This is a genomic window from Pedococcus sp. P3_C7, assembly GCF_056402615.1.
Map to the genome: position 1 here is coordinate 183,705 of NZ_JBFUHC010000001.1, position 23,711 is coordinate 207,415.

General features: G+C 70.5%; 24 protein-coding genes. 14 read left to right on the forward strand and 10 right to left on the reverse strand.

All coding sequences use genetic code 11. The features are described from left to right. Positions 1-60 precede the first annotated feature (60 nt). Positions 61-1,806, forward strand: a complete 1,746-nt coding sequence (gene leuA / locus AC1DS4_RS00840; protein WP_477612563.1) for a 2-isopropylmalate synthase — start codon at positions 61-63, stop codon at positions 1,804-1,806. Between the two features lie 75 nt (positions 1,807-1,881). Here the strand turns inward: leuA and AC1DS4_RS00845 are convergent, their stop codons facing one another. Further along, positions 1,882-3,369, reverse strand: coding sequence for a hypothetical protein (locus AC1DS4_RS00845; protein WP_477612564.1), 1,488 nt, complete (start codon positions 3,367-3,369; stop codon positions 1,882-1,884). Positions 3,370-3,539: 170 nt separating this feature from the next. Further along, entirely contained in the window at positions 3,540-4,169 is a 630-nt protein-coding gene (locus tag AC1DS4_RS00850) for an alpha-ketoglutarate-dependent dioxygenase AlkB (RefSeq protein WP_477631969.1), read from the reverse strand. Between the two features lie 114 nt (positions 4,170-4,283). Between AC1DS4_RS00850 and AC1DS4_RS00855 the strand changes: the two genes are divergently transcribed. The 3 genes from AC1DS4_RS00855 to AC1DS4_RS00865 are packed head-to-tail and all read left to right on the forward strand — an operon-like array spanning position 4,284 to position 6,081. After that, on the forward strand, positions 4,284-4,412 hold the full coding sequence (locus tag AC1DS4_RS00855; protein WP_477612565.1) for a hypothetical protein: 129 nt from the start codon (positions 4,284-4,286) through the stop codon (positions 4,410-4,412). A 53-nt stretch (positions 4,413-4,465) separates the two neighbouring features. Continuing rightward, complete coding sequence (recO, locus tag AC1DS4_RS00860) at positions 4,466-5,302, forward strand: DNA repair protein RecO (protein ID WP_477612566.1); 837 nt, start codon at positions 4,466-4,468, stop codon at positions 5,300-5,302. Further along, positions 5,299-6,081 carry an isoprenyl transferase gene (locus tag AC1DS4_RS00865; protein ID WP_477612567.1) on the forward strand — a complete coding sequence of 261 codons (783 nt, stop codon included), beginning with the start codon at positions 5,299-5,301 and terminating at the stop codon, positions 6,079-6,081. Before recO ends, AC1DS4_RS00865 begins: the two co-directional genes overlap by 4 nt. A gap of 27 nt (positions 6,082-6,108) precedes the next feature. Here AC1DS4_RS00865 and AC1DS4_RS00870 read toward each other — a convergent pair whose 3' ends face one another. From AC1DS4_RS00870 to AC1DS4_RS00895, 6 genes are read right to left on the reverse strand one after another with little or no spacing between them, the layout of a single operon-like run. Beyond that, positions 6,109-6,528 (reverse strand): Fur family transcriptional regulator, encoded by a 420-nt coding sequence (locus tag AC1DS4_RS00870; protein ID WP_477612568.1) that lies wholly within the window; start codon positions 6,526-6,528, stop codon positions 6,109-6,111. Continuing rightward, the gene (locus tag AC1DS4_RS00875) at positions 6,525-7,589 is read right to left on the reverse strand and encodes a metal ABC transporter permease (protein ID WP_477612569.1); all 1,065 of its coding nucleotides are present in this window, start codon (positions 7,587-7,589) and stop codon (positions 6,525-6,527) included. The genes AC1DS4_RS00870 and AC1DS4_RS00875 overlap by 4 nt, the downstream gene beginning before the upstream one ends. Then, positions 7,586-8,419: a metal ABC transporter ATP-binding protein gene (locus AC1DS4_RS00880; RefSeq protein ID WP_477612570.1), complete on the reverse strand. Its 834-nt coding sequence runs from the start codon at positions 8,417-8,419 to the stop codon at positions 7,586-7,588. Before AC1DS4_RS00880 ends, AC1DS4_RS00875 begins: the two co-directional genes overlap by 4 nt. Next, positions 8,416-9,372, reverse strand: coding sequence for a metal ABC transporter substrate-binding protein (locus tag AC1DS4_RS00885; RefSeq protein WP_477612571.1), 957 nt, complete (start codon positions 9,370-9,372; stop codon positions 8,416-8,418). The genes AC1DS4_RS00880 and AC1DS4_RS00885 overlap by 4 nt, the downstream gene beginning before the upstream one ends. A 53-nt stretch (positions 9,373-9,425) precedes the next feature. Further along, positions 9,426-9,710, reverse strand: coding sequence for a DUF6703 family protein (locus AC1DS4_RS00890; RefSeq protein ID WP_477612572.1), 285 nt, complete (start codon positions 9,708-9,710; stop codon positions 9,426-9,428). 18 nt (positions 9,711-9,728) lie between these two features. After that, complete coding sequence (locus AC1DS4_RS00895; protein WP_477612573.1) at positions 9,729-10,931, reverse strand: aminotransferase class I/II-fold pyridoxal phosphate-dependent enzyme; 1,203 nt, start codon at positions 10,929-10,931, stop codon at positions 9,729-9,731. Between the two features lie 113 nt (positions 10,932-11,044). On the opposite strand from AC1DS4_RS00895, the gene AC1DS4_RS00900 reads away from it, so the two are divergent. From AC1DS4_RS00900 to AC1DS4_RS00930, 7 genes are all read left to right on the forward strand, one after another. Next, positions 11,045-12,448 carry a glycine--tRNA ligase gene (locus AC1DS4_RS00900; RefSeq protein ID WP_477612574.1) on the forward strand — a complete coding sequence of 468 codons (1,404 nt, stop codon included), beginning with the start codon at positions 11,045-11,047 and terminating at the stop codon, positions 12,446-12,448. A 65-nt stretch (positions 12,449-12,513) separates the two neighbouring features. Next, on the forward strand, positions 12,514-13,029 hold the full coding sequence (locus tag AC1DS4_RS00905; protein ID WP_477612575.1) for a SigE family RNA polymerase sigma factor: 516 nt from the start codon (positions 12,514-12,516) through the stop codon (positions 13,027-13,029). Continuing rightward, the gene (locus AC1DS4_RS00910) at positions 13,026-14,291 is read left to right on the forward strand and encodes a hypothetical protein (protein ID WP_477612576.1); all 1,266 of its coding nucleotides are present in this window, start codon (positions 13,026-13,028) and stop codon (positions 14,289-14,291) included. Before AC1DS4_RS00905 ends, AC1DS4_RS00910 begins: the two co-directional genes overlap by 4 nt. Positions 14,292-14,399: 108 nt before the next feature. Next, positions 14,400-15,335 carry an ABC transporter ATP-binding protein gene (locus tag AC1DS4_RS00915; RefSeq protein WP_477632289.1) on the forward strand — a complete coding sequence of 312 codons (936 nt, stop codon included), beginning with the start codon at positions 14,400-14,402 and terminating at the stop codon, positions 15,333-15,335. Continuing rightward, positions 15,332-16,135: an ABC transporter permease gene (locus tag AC1DS4_RS00920; protein ID WP_477631970.1), complete on the forward strand. Its 804-nt coding sequence runs from the start codon at positions 15,332-15,334 to the stop codon at positions 16,133-16,135. The genes AC1DS4_RS00915 and AC1DS4_RS00920 overlap by 4 nt, the downstream gene beginning before the upstream one ends. A gap of 59 nt (positions 16,136-16,194) precedes the next feature. After that, complete coding sequence (locus AC1DS4_RS00925) at positions 16,195-17,439, forward strand: sensor histidine kinase (protein WP_477612578.1); 1,245 nt, start codon at positions 16,195-16,197, stop codon at positions 17,437-17,439. Continuing rightward, positions 17,436-18,044: a response regulator transcription factor gene (locus AC1DS4_RS00930; RefSeq protein WP_477612579.1), complete on the forward strand. Its 609-nt coding sequence runs from the start codon at positions 17,436-17,438 to the stop codon at positions 18,042-18,044. Before AC1DS4_RS00925 ends, AC1DS4_RS00930 begins: the two co-directional genes overlap by 4 nt. Positions 18,045-18,069: 25 nt before the next feature. Here the strand turns inward: AC1DS4_RS00930 and AC1DS4_RS00935 are convergent, their stop codons facing one another. Further along, on the reverse strand, positions 18,070-18,909 hold the full coding sequence (locus AC1DS4_RS00935; RefSeq protein WP_477631971.1) for a sulfurtransferase: 840 nt from the start codon (positions 18,907-18,909) through the stop codon (positions 18,070-18,072). A gap of 38 nt (positions 18,910-18,947) precedes the next feature. Between AC1DS4_RS00935 and dusB the strand changes: the two genes are divergently transcribed. Next, on the forward strand, positions 18,948-20,177 hold the full coding sequence (dusB, locus tag AC1DS4_RS00940) for a tRNA dihydrouridine synthase DusB (protein ID WP_477612581.1): 1,230 nt from the start codon (positions 18,948-18,950) through the stop codon (positions 20,175-20,177). A gap of 3 nt (positions 20,178-20,180) precedes the next feature. On the opposite strand, the gene pdxR is transcribed toward dusB, so the two are convergent. Beyond that, on the reverse strand, positions 20,181-21,617 hold the full coding sequence (pdxR, locus tag AC1DS4_RS00945) for a MocR-like pyridoxine biosynthesis transcription factor PdxR (RefSeq protein WP_477631972.1): 1,437 nt from the start codon (positions 21,615-21,617) through the stop codon (positions 20,181-20,183). Positions 21,618-21,697: 80 nt separating this feature from the next. Between pdxR and AC1DS4_RS00950 the strand changes: the two genes are divergently transcribed. Both AC1DS4_RS00950 and AC1DS4_RS00955 read left to right on the forward strand, forming a co-directional pair. Then, positions 21,698-23,104 carry an APC family permease gene (locus AC1DS4_RS00950; protein ID WP_477631973.1) on the forward strand — a complete coding sequence of 469 codons (1,407 nt, stop codon included), beginning with the start codon at positions 21,698-21,700 and terminating at the stop codon, positions 23,102-23,104. Further along, positions 23,022-23,705: a YdeI/OmpD-associated family protein gene (locus AC1DS4_RS00955; protein ID WP_477631974.1), complete on the forward strand. Its 684-nt coding sequence runs from the start codon at positions 23,022-23,024 to the stop codon at positions 23,703-23,705. Before AC1DS4_RS00950 ends, AC1DS4_RS00955 begins: the two co-directional genes overlap by 83 nt. Positions 23,706-23,711: the final 6 nt, after the last annotated feature.

Consider the following 23,711-nt stretch of genomic DNA (forward strand, 5'->3'; position numbering starts at 1 on the left):
CGCGTTGCCGGCTGAGACCCTGAGTACAGCCACCTGCAGCGAATCGTGAGGCGAGAGAACATGATCCACCCCCAGCAGCCGTCGGGTATGCCGGTCGCGAAGTACGTGCCGTTCAAGGACCAGATCCCCTTCGAGCTGCCGGACCGCACGTGGCCGACGCGCGTCATCGAGCGTGCCCCGCGCTGGTGCGCGGTCGACCTGCGCGACGGCAACCAGGCGCTCATCGACCCGATGAGCCCGGACCGCAAGAAGCGGATGTTCGAGCTCCTCGTGCGAATGGGCTACAAGGAGATCGAGGTCGGCTTCCCCTCGGCGAGCCAGACCGACTTCGACTTCGTGCGGATGCTCATCGAGGACGACATGATCCCCGACGACGTGACGATCCAGGTTCTGACCCAGTGCCGCGACCACCTGGTCGAGCGGACCTTCGACTCCATCCGCGGGGCCAAGCAGGCGATCGTGCACTTCTACAACTCGACGTCGATCCTGCAGCGTCGCGTGGTCTTCGGGCTCGACCAGGACGGCATCGTCGACATCGCCCTCCAGGCAGCGCGACTGTGCCGCAAGCTCGAGGAGACCATCCCCGACACGATCGTCTACTACGAGTACAGCCCGGAGTCCTACACCGGCACCGAGCTCGAGTTCGCGGTGCGCATCTGCAACGAGGTGGCCGACGTCATCGACCCCACCCCGGACCACAAGATGATCATCAACCTCCCGGCCACGGTCGAGATGGCCACGCCCAACGTCTACGCCGACTCGATCGAGTGGATGATCCGCCACCTCGAGCGGCGCGAGTCGATCGTCGTGAGCCTGCACCCCCACAACGACCGGGGGACCGGCGTGGCCGCGGCCGAGCTGGCCTACCTCGCCGGCGCCGACCGCATCGAGGGCTGCCTGTTCGGCAACGGGGAGCGCACCGGCAACGTCGACCTCGTCACCCTCGGCATGAACCTCTTCAGCCAGGGCATCGACCCGCAGATCGACTTCTCCAACCTCGACGACATCCGTCGCACCGTCGAGCACTGCAACCAGCTGCCCGTCGGCGAGCGCCATCCCTGGGGCGGGGACCTCGTCTTCACCGCATTCTCCGGGTCTCACCAGGATGCGATCAAGAAGGGCTTCGAGGACATGGACCGCCAGGTCAAGGCGTCCGGCAAGTCCATCAACGAGCTCGTGTGGGGCGTGCCCTACCTGCCGATCGACCCGCACGACGTGGGCCGTTCCTACGAGGCCGTGGTCCGCGTCAACAGCCAGTCGGGCAAGGGCGGGGTTGCCTACCTGCTCAAGACCGAGCACCAGCTCGACCTGCCGCGTCGTCTCCAGATCGAGTTCAGCGGGGTCGTCCAGGCCAAGACCGACAGCGAGGGTGGCGAGGTCAGCGCGGCCCAGCTGTGGGAGATCTTCCAGGACGAGTACCTGCCCGCGGTCGACGGTGCCGTCAACACGTGGGGCCGCTTTACGCCGGTCAGCCACTCGCTCATCAGCGAGCAGGGCGGCGTCGACCGGATCAGCGCGACCATGCTCGACCGCGGCGTGGAGGTCACCATCGAGGGCACCGGCAACGGACCGATCGCCGCGTTCATCGACGCGTTGTCGACCCTCGGGGTCGACGTCCGCGTCCTCGACTACGCCGAGCACGCGCTGTCCGCAGGTGGCGACGCGAAGGCTGCCGCCTACGTCGAGTGCGCTGTCGGCGACCGCGTGCTCTGGGGTGTCGGCCTGCACTCCTCGATCGTCAAGGCGTCACTCACCGCGGTGCTGTCCGCCGTCAACCGTGCGGAGCGGATGGCCCCGGGCGAGTGACCTGAGGTATGCCGCGTGGCTGGGCCACGCGGCATGCCGTCGCCGTCTCCGTCGCCGTCTCCGTCGCCGTCTCCGTCAGCGGATGCGGGTTGTGTAGGTGGCGCTCGTCGGCGCCGACTCGTTACCCACGGGGTCGGTGGCCGTCGCCCGGACGGTGACGGAGCCGGCCTTGCCGGTGAGGACACCGGCTCGGGCGAAGTAGTCCTCTCCCAGGACGACCGACCACGTGCCGGAGGAGCTCGACGTGGTGGTCGTGTAGGGCGCCCCGTCGGAGTGCAGGACGCCGATGGTGAGCCCGCCTTCGGCGGTCGTGCCGGAGAGGGTGACCGTGCGGGTCTTGATCGTCGAGCCCGGTGTGGGCGAGACGATGGTGGGCGGTGCCGGGGCGAGCGTGTCGACCGTGAAGGTGCGGGTCTTCGTCGCGACGACCTGCTGCGAGGCGACCATGCTCACGGTCAGGGTGCGCTCGCCGTCGGCGACGTAGGCCAGGCCGCCGCTGTAACTGCCGTAGTAGCAGTTCTGCTCGGCGACCCACGGGTCGGAGTCGACGCTGATGCGCACGGTCGTGCCCTCGGCACACTGGCCGGAGAAGTCGACGAACGCGTTGTGGAGGCTGCCCTCCTGCGGGGTGTCGATGGTGAGGCGGGACGGGTCGATCGCGAAGCGGACGGCGGCGCAACCCTCACCGGTGAATCCCTCGCCGTCGGTGAGGCGAGCGCAGATCGTGTTGTCCCCGTAGGTCAGGTAGGCGTAGGCGTTCCAGTTGCCGTCGCCGTCGGAGAACGCCTCACGGACGTCGTGGCCGTTGATGGACACGATGACGGTCTGGCCCGGACGGTTGCTCGTGCCCCGGATGTAGACCGCCTCGGTGTCGACGGTCGACCCGTCGGCGGGGGAGGTGACCTCCACGACGACCGGTGGGGGCGCCACGACGGTGAACGAACGGTCGGCCGAGGCGAAGCTCGTCCCCGCATACCGAGCCTCCACCCTCAGCGAGTGCGACCCGGCGGCCACCCCGTAGTACTCCTGGTAGAAGAAGTCGTTGCTGCAGTCGACCGTGGCCGTGGAGCCGCCGTCCAGTGCGAGGGCGACCTGGGTGCCGTTCTGGCATGGACCGCTCACGGAGAAGCGGGTCGCCACCGACGCGCCCTGCTCGGGCCAGGCGACGGCGAACGCGTTCGGGTCAGGTCGGACGGTGCGGTTCACGCACGCGGTGGCGAGCGTCACGTCGTCGACCCGGACCAGCGCGCAGATGCTGTGGTCGCCGACCTGGAGGGAACCCACGGTGGTCGACCAGGCGCCGCGGCTGTCGACGGTGGGCGTCTGACCGGTCTCGACGCCGTCGACGACCATGGTCACGGTGCCGTTCGGCGAGCTCGCCTTGCCCGAGACCGGCACGAGGACCGCCGTGCCCGACGTCCCGTCCGCCGGACTCGTGATCGAGACGCTGGCGCGTACGGGTTTGGCCGCACCGGCCGGCACGGCGCCGCCGACGAAAGCGACCAGGGCGGCCACCAGGGCGGCGAGGACGCAGAGCGGGCGACGGGTGAGGTGCAGGCGCATGTGGAATCCCCCCATAGCGGACAAGTCGACACTGACTCGTGCCCGGAAGGATGACCCATCCCCACCAAGTTTGGCAACCCCCAATCTGCCCTGACCTGCACAAACGCCGAGGGGCGGCCGCTTGGCGCCGGCGGACCGGCTCGGTCGTCGCGTGCCGCGGGATCGGCGGGTCAGCGGACGCCGCGGGGGCGGAACTGGATCGAGATGCGCGGACCGACCGCCTTGGTGGTCTTGGGGATCGCGTGGTCCCACGTGCGCTGGCACGAGCCACCCATGACCACCAGGTCGCCGTGGCCGAGGGAGAAGCCCCTCGACTCCCCGCCACCCCGTGGCCGCAGGGCCAGGGTGCGGGCCGAGCCGATCGACAGGATCGCGACCATGGTGTCCAGGTCCTTGGCGCGGCCTATCCGGTCGCCGTGCCACGCGACGGAGTCGCGGCCGTCGCGGTAGAGACACATCCCGGCGGTCACGAAGGGCTCGCCGAGCTCCGCGGCATACCACCGGGACAGGGCGTCGCGGGCCTGCGTGAGGACCGGGTGGGGGAGAGCCTCGTCCTCGTCGTAGAACTTCAGCAGTCGGGGAACATCCACCATCCGCTCGTACATCTCGCGGCGCTCCGCGTGCCACGGCACCTCGCGGTGCAGGGACTCGAACAGCGTGTCGGCGCCGGCGAGCCAGCCCGGTCGGTAGTCGACCCACGCGCCGCGCGACAGCTCCGTGCGCGTCAGGCCCCCCGACAACGGGTGCAGCTCGATCTCGTCAGCGGTGTCGAGGAGCGAGCCCTGGAAGGCCATGGACATGCCCCCACGATAACCCATCTTCGAACAGGTGTTCTAGCCTTTGCGCGTCTGTCGGGCTCGGTAACTCCAAGCGGTTCTCCAAGTGGTGCTGCCGGGTGGCGCTACCGTCGTCCCATGGCGGAGAGGGACACTGGCGACGACAAGCTGGCCAGCGGACTGGCGTGTGGTTTGTGGGTGGGGCTGGTCGCAGTGGTGCTGCTGGTCCTGATCGTCGTCGTGGCGGTTTACGGCTTCGGTCTCTGAGCCGCGCGGCACGGCAGACGAGCTTCGGGCCCGGGACTTGCGACAATGGAGGCATGCCGCTCTACCGCGACGAAGGGATCGTCCTGCGCACCCAGAAGCTGGGTGAGGCCGACCGCATCGTCACCCTGCTCACGCGCACCCTGGGCAAGGTCCGCGTCGTCGGCAAGGGCGTCCGTCGCACCAAGAGCCGCTTCGGGGCGCGGCTCGAACCGGCGATGATGGTGGACGTCCAGTGCTACGAGGGCCGCAACCTCGACACCGTGACCCAGGCCGAGACGCTGGCCTCCTGGGGTGACGTGCTGGCGCGGGACTACACGACCTACACCGCCGCGGCCGCGATGCTCGAGACCGCCGACCGGCTCACCGAGGAGCGCGAACCCAACCTCCAGCAGTACCTCCTGCTCCAGGGCGCGCTGCGCTCGATGGCCGAGGGACTGCACGACCCCGGCCTGGTCCTCGACGCCTACCTGCTTCGCGCGCTCGCCGTGGCCGGCTGGGCGCCGAGCTTCCACGACTGTGCACGCTGCGGCGCCGAGGGGCCGCACCGCGCGTTCAACCTCGCCTCGGGTGGCACTGTCTGCCCCGTATGCCGTCCGGTCGGGTCTGCTGCGCCCGCGCCCGAGACGCTCGCACTCTTGGCCGCCCTGCTGGCCGGGGACTGGGTCATCGCCGACGCGTCGCAGGGGCGACACCGCCGGGAGGGCAGCACCCTGGCCAGCGCCTTCCTCCAGTGGCACCTCGAGCGGGGTGTGCGATCGTTGCGCCTCGTGGACCGACGTGACCCCGACCAGCCCCGGCTCGACTCCCGCGTGACGTGGTCGCCCGCACCGCTCAGCGTGGTGGAGAAGGTCGAGGCGGCACACGCCGCCGCCCAGGTGGCCAAGGCGTGAGCACGGCATACCCCCGGCCGTTCGCCCACCCGAGCGGCGCCCAGCCACCGTCGCTGCCCGCCGAGCTCGTGCCACGCCACGTCGCGATCGTCATGGACGGCAACGGACGCTGGGCCAACCAGCGAGGCCTGCCCCGCACCAAGGGCCACGAAGCCGGAGAGGCGGCCCTGCTCGACGTGACGGCCGGTGCGATCGAGGCCGGTGTGACCCACCTGTCGGCGTACGCCTTCTCCACCGAGAACTGGAAGCGCAGCCCCGACGAGGTGCGTTTCCTCATGGGCTTCAACCGCGACGTGATCCGGCGCCGTCGCGACCAGCTGCACGAGTGGGGCGTCCGCATGCGGTGGGTCGGTCGGCGGCCGCGCCTGTGGGGCTCGGTCATCAAGGAGCTCGAGATCGCCCAGGAGCTGACCAGGCACAACACCGGGCTGACCCTGTACTTCTGCGTCAACTACGGCGGGCGTGCGGAGATCGCCGACGCGGTGCAGCGGATCGCCGAGCAGGTGCAGCGCGGCAAGCTCAAGCCGGGATCGATCGACGAGAAGACGATCGCGCGGCACCTGCCCGAGGCCGACATGCCGGACGTCGACCTGTTCGTGCGCAGCTCGGGGGAGCAGCGGACCAGCAACTTCCTGCTGTGGCAGAGCGCCTACGCCGAGATGGTCTTCCAGGACACGCTGTGGCCCGACTACGACCGGCGCCACCTGTGGGCGGCCATCCAGACCTACGCCGAGCGTGATCGACGCTACGGCGGGGCAGTCGACCTTTCCACGACCTGAGGAGGGGCCTCCCACCGCCAGCAGCGGTCAGGACGAGGCGCAGGTGGCGCAGGTGCCGAAGATCTCCAGCGTGTGGCGCACCTCGGTGAACCCGTGCTCCGCACTGACCCGAGCCGCCCATGCCTCGACGGCCGCACCCTCGACCTCGACGGTCCGGCCGCACTCGCGGCAGACCAGGTGGTGGTGGTGGCCGGTCGAGCAGGCGCGGTAGACGGCTTCGCCCTCGTCGGTGCGCAACATGTCGATCTCGCCCTCGGCGGCCATCGCCTGGAGGTTGCGGTAGACGGTGGCGAGCCCGACCTTGTCCCCGCCCTCGCGCAGCAGGGCGTGCAGCTCCTGCGCAGAGCGGAACTCGCCGGTCTCGGCCAGGACGGCAGTGACAGCGGCTCGCTGGCGGGTGGGGCGCCGGGCGCCCTCGGTGGTATGCCGTTCCTGGACTCCGGTCATTGTGGTGCCTTCTCCTTCTCGGCCTCATGACTGCCGTCGTGCGGACTGCCGTCGGGTGAGCTGCCGTCGTGGTGGTGGCTGATCGCCTCGTGCCTGGCGGGGTCGTGCTCGTCGTAGTGACCCTCGTGCGGAGCGTGCCGGTGCCCGTCGTGGACGTAGTCGACGTGGTCGCCGTGGGCGACTGCGGGGTGGCCGCACTCGGGACCGTGCTCGTGGTCGTGGCGCTCGGCTCTTCGGTGCTGGTGGGCCCGCGCCCTGGCGACTGCCGCCGTGCCGGTGGCGGCCACCACGAAGAACCCGATGGCCAGCAGCACGATCGTTCCGCCGGAAGGGGTTTCGGCGTAGAACGACATGATCACCCCGCCGACACTGGACACGACGCCCACGAGCACCGCCCATCGCGTGGATGCGCGGAAGCTGCGCCCCAGCAGCTGGGCGGTCGCGTTGGGGATGATCATGAGGGCGCTGATGAGCAGCAGCCCGACCACGCGCATCGACACCACGACCGTCACCGCTGTGAGCACGGCCAGGGCGATGTTGAGGCCGGTGACGGGAAGCCCGCTGGCCCGGGCGTACTCCTCGTCGTTGGCGACGGCGAACAGCCACGGCCGGAGCAGCCAGGTCGCGAAGAGCACCACGAGGGCGAGTCCGGCGAACACCCACAGGTCGCGCTGGTCGGCCGTGGTGATCGCACCGAACAGGTAGGCCGTGAGGTTGGCCGGGCTGCTGCTCGGCGACTTCGCGATGATCACCACACCGGCGGCGATACCGCCGTAGAACATCACGGCGAGGGCGATGTCGCCACTGGTCCGGCCCCGCCCGCGGATCACCTCGATCGCGACCGCCGCGGCAACGGCAGCCACCAGGGCAGTGACGACCGGGGCCTGGCCGGTGAGCACGCCGACCGCGACACCGGCGAGGGCGACGTGACCCATGCCGTCACCGATGAGGGACAGCCGGCGCTGGACGAGGAAGACCCCGACGAGGGGCGCGGCGACACCGACCAGGACGGCGGCGATGAGGGCCTGCCGCATGAAGTCGAGGGACAGCAGCTCACTCATGAACGCACACCTCCGCGCGGGTCGAGGGGGCCGGCTGATGGGGCGCCGGGCAGTCTCGAGGTGGTCATGCGGTCCTCGTCCTCGTGGTGGTGGTTGTCGGCGGACGACGCGAACTCGCCTGTCCGGGCAGCGAACTCGTCACGCGACCCGTCGAAGGCGATCCGCCCGGCTTGCACGACCACGATCCGGGTGACGATGTCGGCGAGGGCGGCGAGCTCGTGGGTGACGATGACCATCGTGGTGCCGCGTCCGGCGAGCCGGGCCAGCACCGCCGACAGCACCTGCTGGTTGGCGGCGTCCACCCCGGCAGTCGGCTCGTCCATCAGCAGGACGTCGGGGTTGGACGCCAGCGCCCGGGCGATGAGGACGCGGCGCTGCTGGCCGCCCGACAGGGTTGCCACGTCGGCGTGCGCACGGTCGTTCAGCCCGACGACGTCGAGGGCGCGGTCGATGATGGCGGCGTCCTGCGCCGTCCTGATGACCGGTCGCCACCAGCGGTGGTGGGGCAGTCGTCCGACCGCGACGATCTCGGTGACGGTGGCTCGCACGGACGCCGAGAGGGTGTGCCGTTGGGGCACGTAACCGAGCCGGGCGAAGTCCGAGAAGGACTCACGCGGCTGGCCGAACAGCTCCACGTCGCCACCGAGGTGGTCGTTGAGGCCGAGCAGACCGCGGACCAGGGTCGACTTGCCGGACCCGTTCGGCCCGAGGACTGCCACCACCTCTCCGGGACGGACCGTCAGGGTGGCGCCGGTGACGACCGGCTGGTCGGCGTAGCCGAAGCTCGCGCGCCGCAGCTCGATGATCGGTGGCACGTCCGTGGTGGTCATGAACACTCCTGTCCCGCGCGCAGGATCCCGAGGTTGGCCCGCATCACCGCGGGGTAGTCGCGACCGGCCGAGGCGCTGGTGATGCCCTCGATCGGGTCGAGCACGGCCAGTCTCGCACCGGTCTCCCGGGCCAGTGTCTTGGCGACGTCCTCGCTCACGAGCGTCTCGGCATATACGGTGCTCGCGCCGGTCTCGCGGATGTGCCTGGTCAGCACCGCCATGGCAGCTGGGCTCGGTTCGGCGTCGGGGGTCAGGCCCGTGATCGACTCCTGGTGGAAGCCGTAGGACTCGGAGAGGTAGCCGAAGGCAGCGTGCGAGGTGACGAGCTCGTGGTTGGCGCAGCTTTTCAAGCCGGTCCGGAACTCGGCGTCCAGGGTGGTCATCGCCGCTCGGAACGCCTTCGCATTCGCCTGGTATGCCGCGGCGTTGGCCTTGTCTCGTGCCGCCAGCTCCGCGGCGATCGCGTCGCCGACGTCGGCGTAGCGCATGGGGTCGAGCCAGAAGTGCGGGTCGCGAGGGCTTGACGCGTCGGCTGCGTGCCCGGCGTGTTCCTCCTGCGTCTCGCCACCGTGGTCGTGACCGTCCTCGACCGCGACCAGGTCGAGCCGGGCGGCAGGGGAGACGTCGAGAGCCGTGTCGCGTGCCTGCCCCTCGACGGCGGCGTCGACAGCGGGCTGGAAGTGCTTCTCGTAGACCACGACGTCCGCCTCCGCGACCTTCGCGACCTGCCGCGGGCTGAGCTCGAGGTCGTGCGGCTCGGCGCCGGGCTTGGTCAGGCCTGTGACGACCACGTGGCTGCCCCCGATCTGGGACACGGCGTACTCCAGGGGGTAGAAGGCGGCCACGACACCCAGTCGACCGTCGTCGGCGCCGCGCCCCCCGGCCCCACCGCAGGCGGAGACCATGGCGATGGACAAGAGGCCTGCGACCAGACCGAGGGGGCGAAGCGTCATGACAATCATTCTCATCTGAAGTGAGAACGATTGTCAAAATCGCCTGGCGACGCTCAGGTGCGCGGGATTGCTCGCGTGATGGTGATGGCCACGGCGATCAGGAGGACCGCGAACCTGCCCAGTCGTGCGGTTCGGTCCAGCGCCGGCCACGCCAGGTAGAGGGTCCAGCCGAGGAAGGCCACGACGACCGCGAGGAACAGCCAGCCCCACGTCGGGACGAGGACGCCGGCGACCATCAGGCCCAGGACCAGCAGGAAGGGGACCGCACGAGGCATCCGGTTCAGGGCGTTGATGACGGGCAGGCTGACGTCGGCGACGCGTTCACGCAGGGAGGGCACGGGCGAAACCCTATGTCGTCAGGTGCCTCGGACCTGCGCCAGCGCCGTCGCGAACCGCGGCAGGCTCTGCTCCATCACCGGGAGGGTCTGGGTCAGGGAGATCCGGAAGAAGCCCGGCGTCTCGAAGATCCTGCCGGGCATCACGATCACGCCCAGGTCTGAGAGCAGTCGCACGAACGCCTCGTCGTCGGGCACCGGCGAGCGGGGAAAGAGGTAGAAGGTCGCCTCGGGCACCCTGAGGTCGTAGCCGATCCGACGAAGTCCCTCGACCATGAAGTCACGCTTGACCTGCAAGTGAGCCACATCGAGGCTGAGCTCCTCGAGGCGCGGGGTGGCGTACTGCATCACGTTGTTCGGGAAGAGCCACCCCGCAGCGATCTGGACGCTCTCCACGGCCTCGATGATGGCGTCCACCACGTCGGCGGGCATCGACGGGGGCAGCGCGAGGTAGCCCAGCCGCTGCCCCGGTGACACCAGGACCTTGCCGTAGGAGTAGCAGAGCAGGGTGTAGGGGTAGTGCTGGCCCGGGCTGACGAAGCGTGCCCCGTCGAAGACCAGCCGGTTGTACGCCTCGTCGGACACGAGGTAGATCCGCCGGCCGTTCCTGGCGGACGCCTCCTCGAGCAGCGCGCCCAGGGCTTGCAGGGTCGACTCCGGGTAGATCCGACCGGTGGGGTTGTTCGGGGTGTTCACGATGACCACCCGAGTCCTCGGGGTGATCGCGGCCTCGATGGCGGCGAGGTCGAGGTCGAACGTCGCGGGGTCGATCCGCACCTTGATCGGCACCAGGCTGGCCTCGAGGACCAGGGACTCGTACAGGAACCACGGTGGCAGGCTGAAGATGACCTCGTCGCCGGGGTCCGCCACGGTCTTGAGCGCGGTGGCGATGGCACCGAAGCCGCCGGTGGTCATGCGGACGCGGTCGGCCGGCCACGCGATCCCGAGGTGCCGCGACAGCGAGGCGGCGGCCGCCTCCTGGGCCGGCTCCTGGCTGAACTTGTAGGCGAACCAGAGCTCGTCCTTGGGCAGGGCGGCCTCTCGCAGCGCCTCGACGTAGGCCGGCTGGGGCAGCTCGTGCGGGTCGCCGAAGGTGAAGTCGAGCACGCCGGGCTCGAGCCGGCGCTCCTGGTAGCCGGACTTGCGGGCGAAGTCGAAGAGCATCCGGAAGGACTCGGCCTGCTGGATCCGCACCGCCCGTGTGGAGACGGGGTGGTCACTCATGGCCACCAAGGCTAGACGGGGCCCGTGGTGGTCGGGACCACCATTCGACGGAGGCGGCCACGCGGCATACCCGTCGAGAGCCGAGCCGACGCACGCACAGTAACCTTCTGCGCATGGCTGCACCTTCCACCGTCGACACCGTCGTCTCCCTCTGCAAGCGCCGAGGCTTCGTCTTTCCCTGCGGGGAGATCTACGGAGGTACGAGGTCGGCCTGGGACTACGGCCCGCTCGGCGTCGAGCTGAAGGAGAACATCAAGCGCCAGTGGTGGAAGAGCATGGTCACCAGCCGCGACGACGTCGTGGGTCTGGACTCCTCGGTGATCCTTCCGCTCCAGACCTGGGAGGCCTCCGGCCACGTCGCGACGTTCTCCGACCCGCTCGTCGAGTGCCTGTCCTGCCACAAGCGGTTCCGCGCCGACCACCTCCAGGAAGCGGTGTTCGAGAAGTCGGGGGCCAAGCACGGGCTGACTTCGCCCGACGAGGTCAAGCTCGCCGACGTCGCCTGCACCAACTGCGGCACCCGTGGCCAGTGGACCGAGCCGCGCCAGTTCTCCGGGCTGCTGAAGACCTACCTCGGTGTCGTCGAGGACGAGTCGGGCCTGCACTACCTGCGGCCCGAGACCGCTCAGGGCATCTTCCTCAACTTCCTCAACGTGATGAACACGGCCCGCAAGAAGCCGCCGTTCGGCATCGCCCAGACCGGCAAGAGCTTCCGCAACGAGATCACCCCGGGCAACTTCATCTTCCGCACGCGCGAGTTCGAGCAGATGGAGATGGAGTTCTTCGTCAAGCCCGGCGAGGACGAGGACTGGCACCAGTACTGGATCGACGAGCGCACCCGCTGGTACACCGACCTCGGGATCAACCCCGACAACCTGCGCCACTTCGAGCACGCCCAGGAGAAGCTCAGCCACTACTCCAAGCGCACCGTCGACATCGAGTACCGCTTCGGCTTCACCGGCAGCGAGTGGGGCGAGCTCGAGGGCATCGCCAACCGCACCGACTTCGACCTCACGACGCACAGCAAGCACTCGGGCACCGACCTCGTCTACTTCGACCAGGCGAGCGGCGAGAAGTACACGCCCTACGTCATCGAGCCCGCGGCGGGCCTGTCGCGGAGCCTGATGACCTTCCTCGTCGACGCCTACACCGAGGACGAGGCGCCCAACACCAAGGGCGGTGTCGACAAGCGCGTCGTGCTCAAGCTCGACAAGCGCCTCGCCCCGGTCAAGGCCGCCGTGCTCCCGCTGTCGCGCAACGCCGACCTGTCGCCGAAGGCCCGCGACCTCGCGGCCACCCTGCGCCAGCACTGGAACATCGACTTCGACGACGCGGGGGCGATCGGTCGTCGCTACCGTCGTCAGGACGAGATCGGCACGCCGTTCTGCATCACCGTGGACTTCGACACCCTCGAGGACCAGGCGGTCACGATCCGTGAGCGCGACACCATGGCGCAGGAGCGCGTCTCGCTCGACAAGGTCGAGGAGTACCTCGGAGGGCGCCTGCTCGGCTGCTGACGCCAACCTTTTGCGTGGTCTCGTGCGTTACTGAGGTGAGATGACTCGCCGAGGTGGGAGGTGGCATGCGGCACGAGGTGGACGAGGAGTTCGCCCGCTACGTGCGGGCGCGCCAGCACCGGTTGCTTCGCGCGGCGTACCTCGTCTGCGGTGACGCCCACCTGGCCGAGGACCTCCTCCAGGGAGCGCTGACCAAGGTCGCAGCCCGTTGGGACAGGCTCCGGCACGAGAACCCTGACGCCTACGTGCGGCGGATCCTCTACCGCGACGCCGTGTCCTCGTGGCGCAGGACTCGGCGCGAGTCGCTGTCGTCCCTGCCGCTCATCGAGGTCCCGGTCCACGACCGATCGGAACAGACCGGGCAGCGGGTCGACCTCGAACGAGCCCTGGCAGAGCTCACGCCCAAGCAGCGCGCGATGGTCGTGCTGCGCTTCTTCGAGGACCGCAGCGAAGCAGAGACCGCGGAGGTGCTCGGCGTCTCGGTCGGCACGGTGAAGAGCCAGACGCACGCGGCGCTGGGTCGGCTGCGCACGCTGCTGCCGGACTTCGCGCCACACCTGTCCGGAAAGGACCAGCCATGACCGAACGGGATCTCGGCAGCCTCCTCGAGCGGGCCAGCGAGCAGCTGCCGGAGGTGGACTTCGCCCAGGGCGCGTGGGCTGCTGCCAAGGCCGAGCGAGCACGTCGCCGCCGGTTGGCGGTGGGCGCCGTCGGTGTCGTCGCGGCGGTGGGGCTGGCTGTCGCCGCCGTCCAGCTGGGGGGCTCCACCAAGCCCCGGCCGACGCCCGCCATCACCTCCACGACGCCGGCCCGCACCGGCACCCTGTCGGACGGAACGGCATACGCGGTCATGCCCCTGGAGGGCGCCGAGGCGCAGCTGCCCGACTTCGATGCCGGGCTGCCCTCGGTCATCGACGTCCGCGCCAGGAGCGCCGCCCACCCGTTTGCCGGCCCGCCCGCGTCAGTGGTCGCGGTCTACCTGCGCGCGGACGGGGACGTCTTCCATCCCGTGCTCGTGGCGAGGGACGGGACGCAGACCGTCGTCGACAAGGTCGACCTGGTGAGCACGGACGAGGCCAACGGGAACGCCGCGACGCCGCTGGGTCCCCGTGCCTTCGGCGGGGGAGGGCGGTACGTCGTGTTCCCCCAACGGGACCACGTGGTCCGCCTCGACACCCAGACCGGTGAAACGGTCTCCTATCCGGTGCCGTCCCTGGTCGTGGAGTGGGCCGGATGGAATGCCTCGGGCAGTGCGATTGTGGCTCGGGATGCCGATCATCAGGCCTGGGTCATCGACCCCGGGAAACCGGGCGCGAAGGCCGTGCGGGTCGATGCTGGGTACGACGGAACTTTCCGGGTCACGTCTGTCGACATGAACTCGGACGGGCTGATGGTCACGAGGTTCGACGAGCTGGGGCACCCAGGGGCTGAGTCCCCCGTGCGGGCCCCGGTGGCCTCAGTGTTTAAGGACACGGTCAGCACGGGTGTGTTGGCGGCGACGGGTGTGTTCTTCGACCAGAACGTGACGGCAGAGGTGATTCGGCGCGGCAACGGCCCGATCTACCAGGGACTGTTGGTCGTCGACGCGGGGTCTGCCTCGGCCCGTGTCCTGCTGGCACCGGAGAACCCGGACGGACAGACCGGCCGGTTCAAGGGGTGCTGCACGGTGCTCGGCTGGGCCGACGCCACGACCGTCCTGTACGAGTCGGTCGGCAGCCACGGCCGGTGGATCTTGGCCTGGAACGTCGACACCGGAGCGGTCTACGACGTGTCCCGTCTGACCACTGGCGCTGCCGACGACCCGCCGACCGCCATCGCGCTCAACGTTGGCGTGCGCAACTGACCCGGCACCTGTCCGATGGGGGCCCACCTGACAGACGTCATGGGGACGTCGTGACGACTGTCCGAGACCAGGGGCGGTCCCTCGCGGCATCGTGGCGCCATGCCACAGATGCAGACCCCCGCGAAGACGCTCGGGGTGCCACGAGCCGCGGAGGAGCTGCCTGCCATCGAGCTCCGCGGGCTCACCAAGAGCTTCGGCAGCGTGCGCGCCGTCCGGGGGATCGACCTGACGGTGCGACCCGGCGAGATCGTCGCGTTCCTCGGTCCCAACGGGGCAGGCAAGACCACCACCATCGACCTGGTGCTCGGGCTGTCCCGCCCGGACCAGGGGAGCGCGCAGGTCTACGGCATGGAGCCCTCGGCGGCAGTCCGACGTGGGCTGGTCTCGGCCGTGATGCAGACCGGCGGACTCCTCAAGGACCTCACGGTCGAGGAGACCCTGCGGCTCACCGCGAGCCTGTTCAGCAACACGCGACCGGTGGCCGAGGTGCTGGGTCGCGCCGGCATCTCGGACATCGCCGGACGGCGGGTCGTGAAGTGCTCCGGCGGCCAGCAGCAGCGGCTGCGGTTCGCCATGGCGTTGCTGCCGGACCCTGAGCTCCTCGTCCTCGACGAGCCCACGACCGGCATGGACGTCACGGGGCGTCGCGACTTCTGGGGGGCGATCCGTGAGGACGCCGAGCAGGGGCGCACGGTGCTGTTCGCCACGCACTACCTCGAGGAGGCCGATGCCTACGCGGACCGGATCGTCCTGGTCAGCCACGGCCAGGTGGTCGCCGACGGCACGGCGGCGCAGGTCAAGGCACTGGTGTCAGGCAGGACGGTCCGCGCGACGATGCCAGGCGCGGATGTCGTTGCGCTGCAAGAACTTCCCGGGGTCGAAACCGTGGAGGTGAGGGGTGACTCCATCCTCATCGCGTCCACCGACAGCGATGCCGTCGCCCGTCACCTGCTCGTGTCCACCGACGCTCGCGACCTCGAGATCACCTCGCGCGGGCTGGAGGACGCCTTCATCTCGCTCACCACCGACGAAGGACAGCCATGAGCACCACCACGTCCACCACCGCGTCCGCGGTCCCGCAGCGGGACGTCCCACCTCTCGGCGGTTTCAACAGCACCCTGCTGCGGCTCGAGCTGCGCCGCATGCTCCGCAACCGGAGGACCGTGATCTTCTCGGTTGTGCTCCCCGTCGTCTTCTTCCTCCTGTTCGGGACCGGGAAGGACTACTCGCTGAAGAGCGCCGGGGCGCACGGCAACTGGGCGGCCTCGATCATGATCTCGATGGCGTTGTACGGCGCGATGCTCTCCACGACGGCGGGTGGCGCCATGGTCGCCACGGAACGCAGCCAGGGATGGAGCCGCCAGCTGCGGCTCACCCCGCTCACGCCCGCGGCATACATCGTCGTGAAGGTGCTCGTCGCAATGCTCCTCGGTGCGGTCTCGGTTGCTGTGACGTATGCCGCGGGGGGCTTCACCCAGGCGCAGCTGGACGGCCCCCTGTGGGTCGAGACAGCCCTGATCGCGTGGGTGGGGTCGCTCGTCTTCGCGGCGTTCGGGGTGTTCATGGGCTACCTGCTGCCGAGCGAGAACGTCATGCAGATCCTCGGTCCGGGCCTGGCCCTGTTGGCCTTCCTGGGTGGCTTGTTCACGCCGCTCGACCAGATGGGGTCGACGTTCCAGACGATCGCGAAGCTCACCCCGATGTACGGCCTCAGCGAGCTGGCCCATGCGCCGCTGAAGGGGACAAGTCCTGGGTGGTCGGCGGTCGTCAACGTGGCGCTGTGGCTCGTGGTCTTTGCGGGAGGGGCGGCATGGCGCTTCCGACGCGACACGGCGCGCGTCTGAGCCTGCTGCGGGCGTTGCGCCCATTCACCACCGACCCCGTCTCTGCGAGGCTGGGGCCTGTGAGCGAGCACAGCACCGAGGACGTGGTCCCGGGAACCCCCGGGCGCGTGGGGGCTCCCGAGCCGCGCCCGCAGTTCTTCGCGGGCACGGGCGAGAACACCTGGGGCGAACGAGTCCTCGGCTTCTTCTTCGCCAGCATCTGGCTGGTGTTCCTCTGGGACGCTGTCGGTGCGGCCTGGGAGCAGCGAGAGACCCTGCGCGCCGATGGTGGTCTGGTGGTGCTCGCGCTGTTCGTCGTGCTCTACCTCGTGCACTTCTCCCACCTGCGAGCGGCGGTCTGGGGGACCCGCGGGTCGATCGCCTCGCGTTGGTACGTCACGTCGGTGGGGCTCCTCTACTGGGCCGCCCTGGCGGTCCTGGCTGCCCTCGCCCCCCTCACCATCGGCCAGGAAGGTGCAGCCACGTGGGTGTTCCTCGCGGTGTCGGGGTTGTGGACCTTCCAGGTCCGCATCGGGTTGGCCATCGGTGGGGCGCTGGTGGCGCTCTACGAGTTCCTCACCTTCCACGTCGACGGCTGGCGTCACGACGCGAGCATCAGCATGTCGATGGTGCTCGCCATGGCCGCCGTCACCGGAGGGATGATCGCGTCGCAGCGGCAGCGTGCCCTGGCCGAGGCGCGTGAGGAGAACGCACGCCTGGCCATCCAGGACGAGCGCAACCGGATGGCCCGCGACGTCCACGACATCCTCGGCCACAGCCTCACGGTCATCACCGTCAAGGCCGAGCTGGCCGCGCGGTTGATGGACGTCAGCCCCGAGCGGGCCAAGGTGGAGGTCGGGGACCTCGAGCGGCTCGCCCGGGACGCCCTCGCCGACGTGCGCCAGGCGGTCGCGGGTTTCCGCGAGACGTCGTTGCCGGCCGAGCTGGCCCGTGCCCGGTCCTCGCTGGCATCCGCCGGGATCGAGGCAGACCTGCCCACCGCGGCCGACGCCGTGCCCAGCCACCTGCGCGAGCTGTGCGCCTGGACGCTGCGCGAAGGCGTCACGAACGTCATCCGGCACAGCGGTGCCACCAGCTGTCGAGTGACTCTCGACGAGCGGGGGATCACCGTCGTCGACAACGGTGCCGGCGCCCGGCCGGGCACGCCCGGCACCGGACTGCTCGGACTCAAGGAACGCGCTGAGGGCGCCGGCGCCCGGCTCGTCACGGGGCCCGTCTCACCACACGGCTTCGAGCTGTCGGTCACCTCCTCGCCGCCCCCGCGCTCCGTGGATCCGGACTGGCACGAGAGGGTTCAGGCATGACGATCCGCCTGCTGCTGGCCGACGACCAGGCCATGGTCCGCGGTGCCATCGCCACCCTCCTCGGGCTCGAACCCGACATGGAGGTCGTGGCGGAGGTCGGCAGCGGTGATGCCGTGGTCGCCGCGGCTCGCAGCAGCAAGCCGGACGTTGCGCTGATCGACGTCGAGATGCCGGGGCTGGACGGGATCGCTGCCACCGCGGCACTCCACGAGGCAATGCCCGGCGTGCGGGTGCTGATCGTCACGACGTTCGGCCGCCCCGGCTTCCTGCGTCGCGCGCTGCAGGCCGGCGCCAGTGGCTTCGTCGTCAAGGACACTCCCGCCCGCCAGCTCGCCGAAGCCGTGCGCCGCGTGCACTCGGGGCTGAGGGTGGTCGACCCGGCCCTGGCCGCAGACTCGCTGGCCGGTGGTGAGTCGCCGCTCACGGCGCGCGAGACCGAGGTGCTGATCGCTGCCCGCGAGGGCGGGTCGGTGGCGGACATCGCCCGGCACGTGAGCCTCTCCGAGGGCACCGTGCGCAACCACCTCTCGTCAGCGATCGGCAAGACCATGGCACGCAACCGCGCGGACGCCGTGCGGATCGCCGACGAGTACGGCTGGCTCTGAGCGGTGGTTGTGTAGCGCAGCGGGCTCAGTCGCCCGTCGCGACCGGACGGCTCGGGTCGGTGATCCACTCGCTCCACGACCCTGCGTAGAGAGCCGCCTCGATGCCCACTTCGTGGAGGGCGAGCACGGTGTGCGCGGCGGTGACCCCCGACCCGCAGTAGGCCACCACCGGTCCCGACGTCGGAAGTCCCTTGCGTGAGAACAGCTCTCGCAGGTCGTCGGCACCCAGGAACCGTCCGTCCGGGCCGACGCTGTCGGTCGCGGGGGCGTTGACGGCACCCGGCACCCGACCTGCCACGGGGTCGATCGGCTCGGTCTCGCCACGGAAGCGCTCGGGCGTCCGGACGTCGAGGAGCACGCCGTCCCTGGCTGCCGTGGCTGCTCCGACCGCATCGATCACGGGCATGCCGCCGGCGTGTGCCTCGAACGCACCCGCGCCGGGTGCGGGCAGCTCCGACGTCACCGGACCACCTGCGGACCGCCAGGCCGCGAGACCGCCGTCGAGCACCCGCACGTCGCGAGCCCCGAAGTGGCGCAGCACCCACCACGCCCGGGCCGCGGCATACGACGGGCCCTGGTCGTAGACGACGATGCGCGAGTCGTTCACCGCACCGCACCGCTGCGCCGCCGCGGCGACGGCGTGTGCCTGGGGGAGCGGGTGACGACCTCCGCGCCCGGGCGGCCCGGCGAGCTCGGCGTCCAGGTCGACGTGGTGGGCACCCGGGAGGTGCTCGGCGGCATACAGCTCTCGCCCGGGCGGGCCGGCTGCACTGGTGAGGTTCCACTGGACGTCCACGAGGACGACTGCACCCGGGTCCCGGGTGAGGTCTGCGAGGAGCTCGGCGGCGCTGATCAGGGCACGCATTCGGCCAGTCAAGCACCAGATGGGACACTGGTGCCGCCATGACCACGACCTCAACGCGCTCCGCCCCGCAGCAGCAGGCGTCGACCGCCGTCCTGCCTCCGCTGCAGATCGGCCGGCACACCATCGAGTCCCCGGTCGTGCTCGCCCCGATGGCCGGCATCACCAACCGGGCATTCCGCAAGCTGTGCCGCGAGTACGGCGACCAGGGGCTCGACCAGGGCGGCGCCAGTGGCGCGACCTCGCTCTACGTCAGCGAGATGATCACCTCGCGCGCCCTTGTCGAGCGGACGCCCGAGTCGATGCGGCTCATCGAGCACGACCCCCAGGAGAACCCGCGGTCGATCCAGCTCTACGGCGTCGACCCAGCCACCGTCGCCGCCGCGGTGCGGATGCTGGTCACCGAGGACCGCGCCGACCACATCGACCTCAACTTCGGCTGCCCCGTCCCCAAGGTGACCCGCAAGGGCGGCGGCGCCGCCCTGCCCTGGAAGCGCGACCTCTTCCAGGCCATCGTCACCGGCGCGGTCCGGGAGGCCAGCCCGTATGCCGTGCCCGTCACCGTGAAGATGCGCAAGGGCATCGACGACGAGCACCTGACCTACCTGGAGGCCGGGCTCATCGCCGAGCGCGCCGGGGTCGCAGCCGTGGCCCTGCACGGTCGCACTGCCTCGCAGGCCTACTCGGGCGAAGCCGACTGGAGCGCCATCGCGCGACTCAAGGAGACCGTGCGGAGCATCCCGGTCCTCGGCAACGGCGACATCTGGTCGGCCGAGGACGCCGTCCGGATGGCCCACGAGACGGGCTGCGACGGCGTGGTCGTCGGGCGCGGCTGCCTGGGTCGTCCCTGGCTGTTCACCGACCTGGCGGCGGCCTTCGCCGGGACGCCGGCTCGTGTCGAGCCCACCCTCGGCGAGGTGACGGCCACCATGCGCCGTCACACTGAGTACCTCATCGACTTCTACGGCGACGAGTACAAGGCCTGTCGAGACATCCGCAAGCACATCGCCTGGTACCTCAAGGGATTCCCGGCAGGTTCCACAGTGCGCCACCAGCTGGCACTCGTCGACTCGCTGGCCGCGCTGGACCGGCTGATCGCCACGATGGACGCCTCGGCCCCCTGGCCCGGTGATCCCGCCGAGGGGCAGCGCGGGCGCGCTGGATCACCCCGACACGTCGCCCTGCCCGAGGGCTGGCTCGACAGCCAGGAGCTCAGCGAGGCCCACCGCCTGGCGGTGTCCGAGGCCGAGCTGTCCGTCTCCGGCGGCTGAGGGCTACAGCGGGAGTACGGTCGCGAGTCGGCGGATGGCTTCCGGGACCTGCTCGACCGTGACTCGACGGAACCCCATGGCGAGGCCCGGCCTCGGCGGGGTGTCGAGGAACCGTACGGACACCGGCTCGAGCGACACACCGGCCTCCCACGCGGCCGAGGCCACCGCCACGTCGTCCACGGTCCGGTCGACGAAGTAGGTGCACAGGTGCAGCCCAGCTGCCGACGGGAGCAGCTCGAGGACACCCGCCGGAAGGCTCTGCAGACCGTTCACGAGGGCGGCGCGGCGCTCGCTGTAGATCCGCGTGACCCGGCGGACGTGCGCGGCGAGCAGACCTTCGGCCATGAACCGCGCGAGGGCGCCCTGGGTGACGGCATCTCCCTGCCAGTCCGTCAGCAGCTTGGCCTGGTGCAGGGTGTGCTGGAGGGACTGGGGTGCGATGAGGTAGCCCACCCGCAGCGACGGCATCAGGGTCTTCGAAAACGACCCGACATAGACGACCCGCCCGTCCCGGTCGAGGCTCTGCAGTGGCGCGAGCGGCCTGTCCTCGAACCTGAACTCGGAGTCGTAGTCGTCCTCGACGATCACCGCGTTCCGTCGAGAGGCCCACTCCAACAACGCGATCCGCCGCCGTAGTGACATCACCGCCCCGGTCGGGAACTGGTGGGACGGGGTGACGTACACCATCCGGGCCGTGCGCGGGAGCTCGTCGACGACGAGACCCTCGGCATCCACGCGCACCCCCTGGACCCGGGCGCCGTGCGATACGAACAGGCGCGTCGCGGCGGTGTACCCCGGGTCCTCGACGACGACGACGTCACCGGGGTCGAGCACTGACCGCGCGACGACGTCCAGCCCCTGTTGGGCGCCGTTGGTGAGCAGCACGTCCTCCGGGCCGGCGACGACGGAACGGGACAGGCCGGCATACCGTGCGATCTCCCGCCGCAGTGCGGCGTCCCCTTGGCCCTCGTACGCAGAGGCGGCCAGCAGGGAAGGACGGAGGGTGGCCGAGACGAGCCGCCGCCAGACCGCGAGGGGGAACAACGAGGTGTCGGGACCGCCGACGGACAGGTCGAACTCGGCCGCCGGCGAGTCGAGCACCGGGGGAGGCAGGGTCGACCAGACGGCGCGTGGACGCACGTCGCCCACCGGTGCGCTACGGGTGCGGTGCGGTCGGGCCTCCCTGCTCACGAAGGTGCCCGAGCCCACTCGTGTCGCCAGGAAGCCCTCGGCGGTGAGGCGGTCGTAGACCGTGGTGACCGTGCCGCGCGACAGGCCCAGCTCGGCAGCGAGCTCGCGAGTGGGCGGCACCCTCGAACCCGCGACCAGCCGTCCGTCGACGATGGCCTCGAGCAGGTGCTGGTAGAGGGTCGAGGCCCGGTCGCCGACGACCACGCCGTCGAGCGACAGACCGAGCTGCGGGCGCAGGTGCTGGTTCACTCCGCCAGCCTAGATTGGTCCAATCAGGAAGGCCAGAACTGGCTCTTCGCACGGGTCCAATCGACCGGCACGCTGGAGGCATGGCCAAGACAAGCGCGACCCCCGACGCCACCCCCGACTCCGCCGCGACCAAGGGCAGGGGCACCCGGCCGTTCGGGCTGTCCGTGCCACAGGGGGCGGCCCTGTCGATCGGCGCGGTGCTCGGCACGGGCGTCATCACGCTTCCGGCCCTCGCTGCGGGCATCGCCGGACCGGCCTCGCTCGTCGCCTGGGCGGCCCTGGTGCTGCTCAGCGTCCCGCTCGCGTCGACCTTCGCCGCGATGGGTGCGCGGTTCCCCGACAGCGGTGGGGTCTCGACCTATGTGCGGGGTGCCTTCGGGCCCAAGGCCTCCGCAGCCGTCGGCTGGTGCTTCTACTTCGCGGTGCCGGTCGGGGCGCCGCCGGCGTCGCTGATGGCAGGTGGCTACGTTTCCGATGCGGTGGGCGGTGGGCGCGCGGTGGCGGTCGCTGTCGCGGCTGGCCTCATCGTCGGCGTCGGGCTGATGAACGCCGCTGGGCTGCGCCTGTCGGGGCGCATCCAGCTGGGCCTCACCGCAGTCCTCGCCACGCTGATGGTGGTCACGATCGTCGCCGCCCTGCCGCATGCGCGAGTGGACCACCTCCAGCCCTTCGCCCCCCACGGCTGGGCCGCAGTGGGGTCGGCAGCCGCGCTGCTGGTCTGGGGGTTCGCAGGCTGGGAGGCTGTTGCGTCCCTCGCCGGGGACTACCGGCGCCCGTCCCGCGACGTGCCCAGGGCCACCGCTGTTGCCGTGGTGGTCGTGGGCACTCTCTACCTCGCCCTCGCCGCCACCAGCCTGATGGTGCTCGGGCCTGCCACCGGTTCCAGCGAGGCGCCGCTGTCCGACCCCTTCGCGGCGGGCGTCGGTGGACGGGTGCGCGTCGTCACCGCTGTGGTGGCCGTCCTCCTCACGGTCGGTGCCATGAACGCGTACTACGCCGGCGGGTCCCGGCTGGGGGCCGCGCTGGCACGCGATGGTGCGCTGCCCGCATACCTGGCTGTCGGCGCCGGCGCCGGTGAGGTGCCACGACGGAGCCTGGCCCTCATCGCGGTGCAGTCGGTGCTCTGGCTGACCGCCGGCGAGGTGCTGCACCTGGGCATGACGCCGTTGATGCTGCTGGCCACCGGCTGCTTCACGCTCGTGTACGTGCTCGGCACGGCAGCGGCGGTGCGCCTGCTCCCGCGGGGCACCAAGGTGTGGTGGACCGCACTGGCCGCACTGACGTCAGTGCTCGTGCTGCTGGTCATGAACGGCTGGCACGTGCTGTGGGCACTCGGCATCGCCGCGGCAGCGGTGGGGTACCAGACCTGGCGCGGGCGTCGGACCGTCGTGGCAGGCTTCGCCCATGACGAGGAAAGGCACGCCCAGCCAGATCGGCACACCGGGCGGGACACCGGAGAGGCCTGCGACGTTCTTCTCGGGGCCTGAGGAGTTCGCGGCCTGGCTGGCGGCCAACCACGACACCGCCACGGAGCTCTGGATGGGCCTGCACAAGAGGCACGTCCCAGACCGCGGGCTCACCTGGGAACAGGCCGTCATCGAGGCGCTGTGCTGGGGTTGGATCGACTCGGTCGCGCAGCGCGTCGACGAGGACACGACGCGGCAGCGCTGGACCCCGCGCAAGCGCACGAGCAACTGGAGCTCGATCAACATCGCCTCGGTCGAGCGGCTCAAGGCGGAGGGGCGGATGCAGCCGCCCGGGTTGGCCGCCTACGAGCGGCGCCGCGACGACCGCTCCAGCATCTACTCCTACGAGAACCGAGGCGACCTCGAGCTGCCGCCGGAGTATGCCGCGCAGCTGGCCGGCGACGCGGCCGCCAGCGCCTTCTGGGAGGTCGCCACGGAGACCTACCGGAAGCACGTCGTGTACTGGGTGCTGACGGCCAAGCAGGCGGCCACCCGCGACAAGCGGATGGTCCAGCTGGTGGAGGACTGCGCGGCCGGCCGGCTGATTCCGAGCCAGCGCTACGGCACCCAGCCGAAGTGGGTGGAGCGAGCCGCCGAGGCCGCGCGGGCCGCCCAGCCGTAGGCTCGC

Coding starts and splice junctions, on each gene's coding strand:
- leuA (WP_477612563.1), top strand. CDS start 61: ATGATCCACCCCCAGCAGCCGTCGGGTATGCCGGTCGCGAAGTACGTG.
- AC1DS4_RS00845 (WP_477612564.1), bottom strand. CDS start 3,369: ATGCGCCTGCACCTCACCCGTCGCCCGCTCTGCGTCCTCGCCGCCCTG.
- AC1DS4_RS00850 (WP_477631969.1), bottom strand. CDS start 4,169: ATGTCCATGGCCTTCCAGGGCTCGCTCCTCGACACCGCTGACGAGATC.
- AC1DS4_RS00855 (WP_477612565.1), top strand. CDS start 4,284: ATGGCGGAGAGGGACACTGGCGACGACAAGCTGGCCAGCGGACTGGCG.
- recO (WP_477612566.1), top strand. CDS start 4,466: ATGCCGCTCTACCGCGACGAAGGGATCGTCCTGCGCACCCAGAAGCTG.
- AC1DS4_RS00870 (WP_477612568.1), bottom strand. CDS start 6,528: ATGACCGGAGTCCAGGAACGGCATACCACCGAGGGCGCCCGGCGCCCC.
- AC1DS4_RS00875 (WP_477612569.1), bottom strand. CDS start 7,589: ATGAGTGAGCTGCTGTCCCTCGACTTCATGCGGCAGGCCCTCATCGCC.
- AC1DS4_RS00880 (WP_477612570.1), bottom strand. CDS start 8,419: ATGACCACCACGGACGTGCCACCGATCATCGAGCTGCGGCGCGCGAGC.
- AC1DS4_RS00885 (WP_477612571.1), bottom strand. CDS start 9,372: ATGACGCTTCGCCCCCTCGGTCTGGTCGCAGGCCTCTTGTCCATCGCC.
- AC1DS4_RS00895 (WP_477612573.1), bottom strand. CDS start 10,931: ATGAGTGACCACCCCGTCTCCACACGGGCGGTGCGGATCCAGCAGGCC.
- AC1DS4_RS00900 (WP_477612574.1), top strand. CDS start 11,045: ATGGCTGCACCTTCCACCGTCGACACCGTCGTCTCCCTCTGCAAGCGC.
- AC1DS4_RS00905 (WP_477612575.1), top strand. CDS start 12,514: ATGCGGCACGAGGTGGACGAGGAGTTCGCCCGCTACGTGCGGGCGCGC.
- AC1DS4_RS00910 (WP_477612576.1), top strand. CDS start 13,026: ATGACCGAACGGGATCTCGGCAGCCTCCTCGAGCGGGCCAGCGAGCAG.
- AC1DS4_RS00915 (WP_477632289.1), top strand. CDS start 14,400: ATGCAGACCCCCGCGAAGACGCTCGGGGTGCCACGAGCCGCGGAGGAG.
- AC1DS4_RS00920 (WP_477631970.1), top strand. CDS start 15,332: ATGAGCACCACCACGTCCACCACCGCGTCCGCGGTCCCGCAGCGGGAC.
- AC1DS4_RS00930 (WP_477612579.1), top strand. CDS start 17,436: ATGACGATCCGCCTGCTGCTGGCCGACGACCAGGCCATGGTCCGCGGT.
- AC1DS4_RS00935 (WP_477631971.1), bottom strand. CDS start 18,909: ATGCGTGCCCTGATCAGCGCCGCCGAGCTCCTCGCAGACCTCACCCGG.
- dusB (WP_477612581.1), top strand. CDS start 18,948: ATGACCACGACCTCAACGCGCTCCGCCCCGCAGCAGCAGGCGTCGACC.
- AC1DS4_RS00950 (WP_477631973.1), top strand. CDS start 21,698: ATGGCCAAGACAAGCGCGACCCCCGACGCCACCCCCGACTCCGCCGCG.
- AC1DS4_RS00955 (WP_477631974.1), top strand. CDS start 23,022: ATGACGAGGAAAGGCACGCCCAGCCAGATCGGCACACCGGGCGGGACA.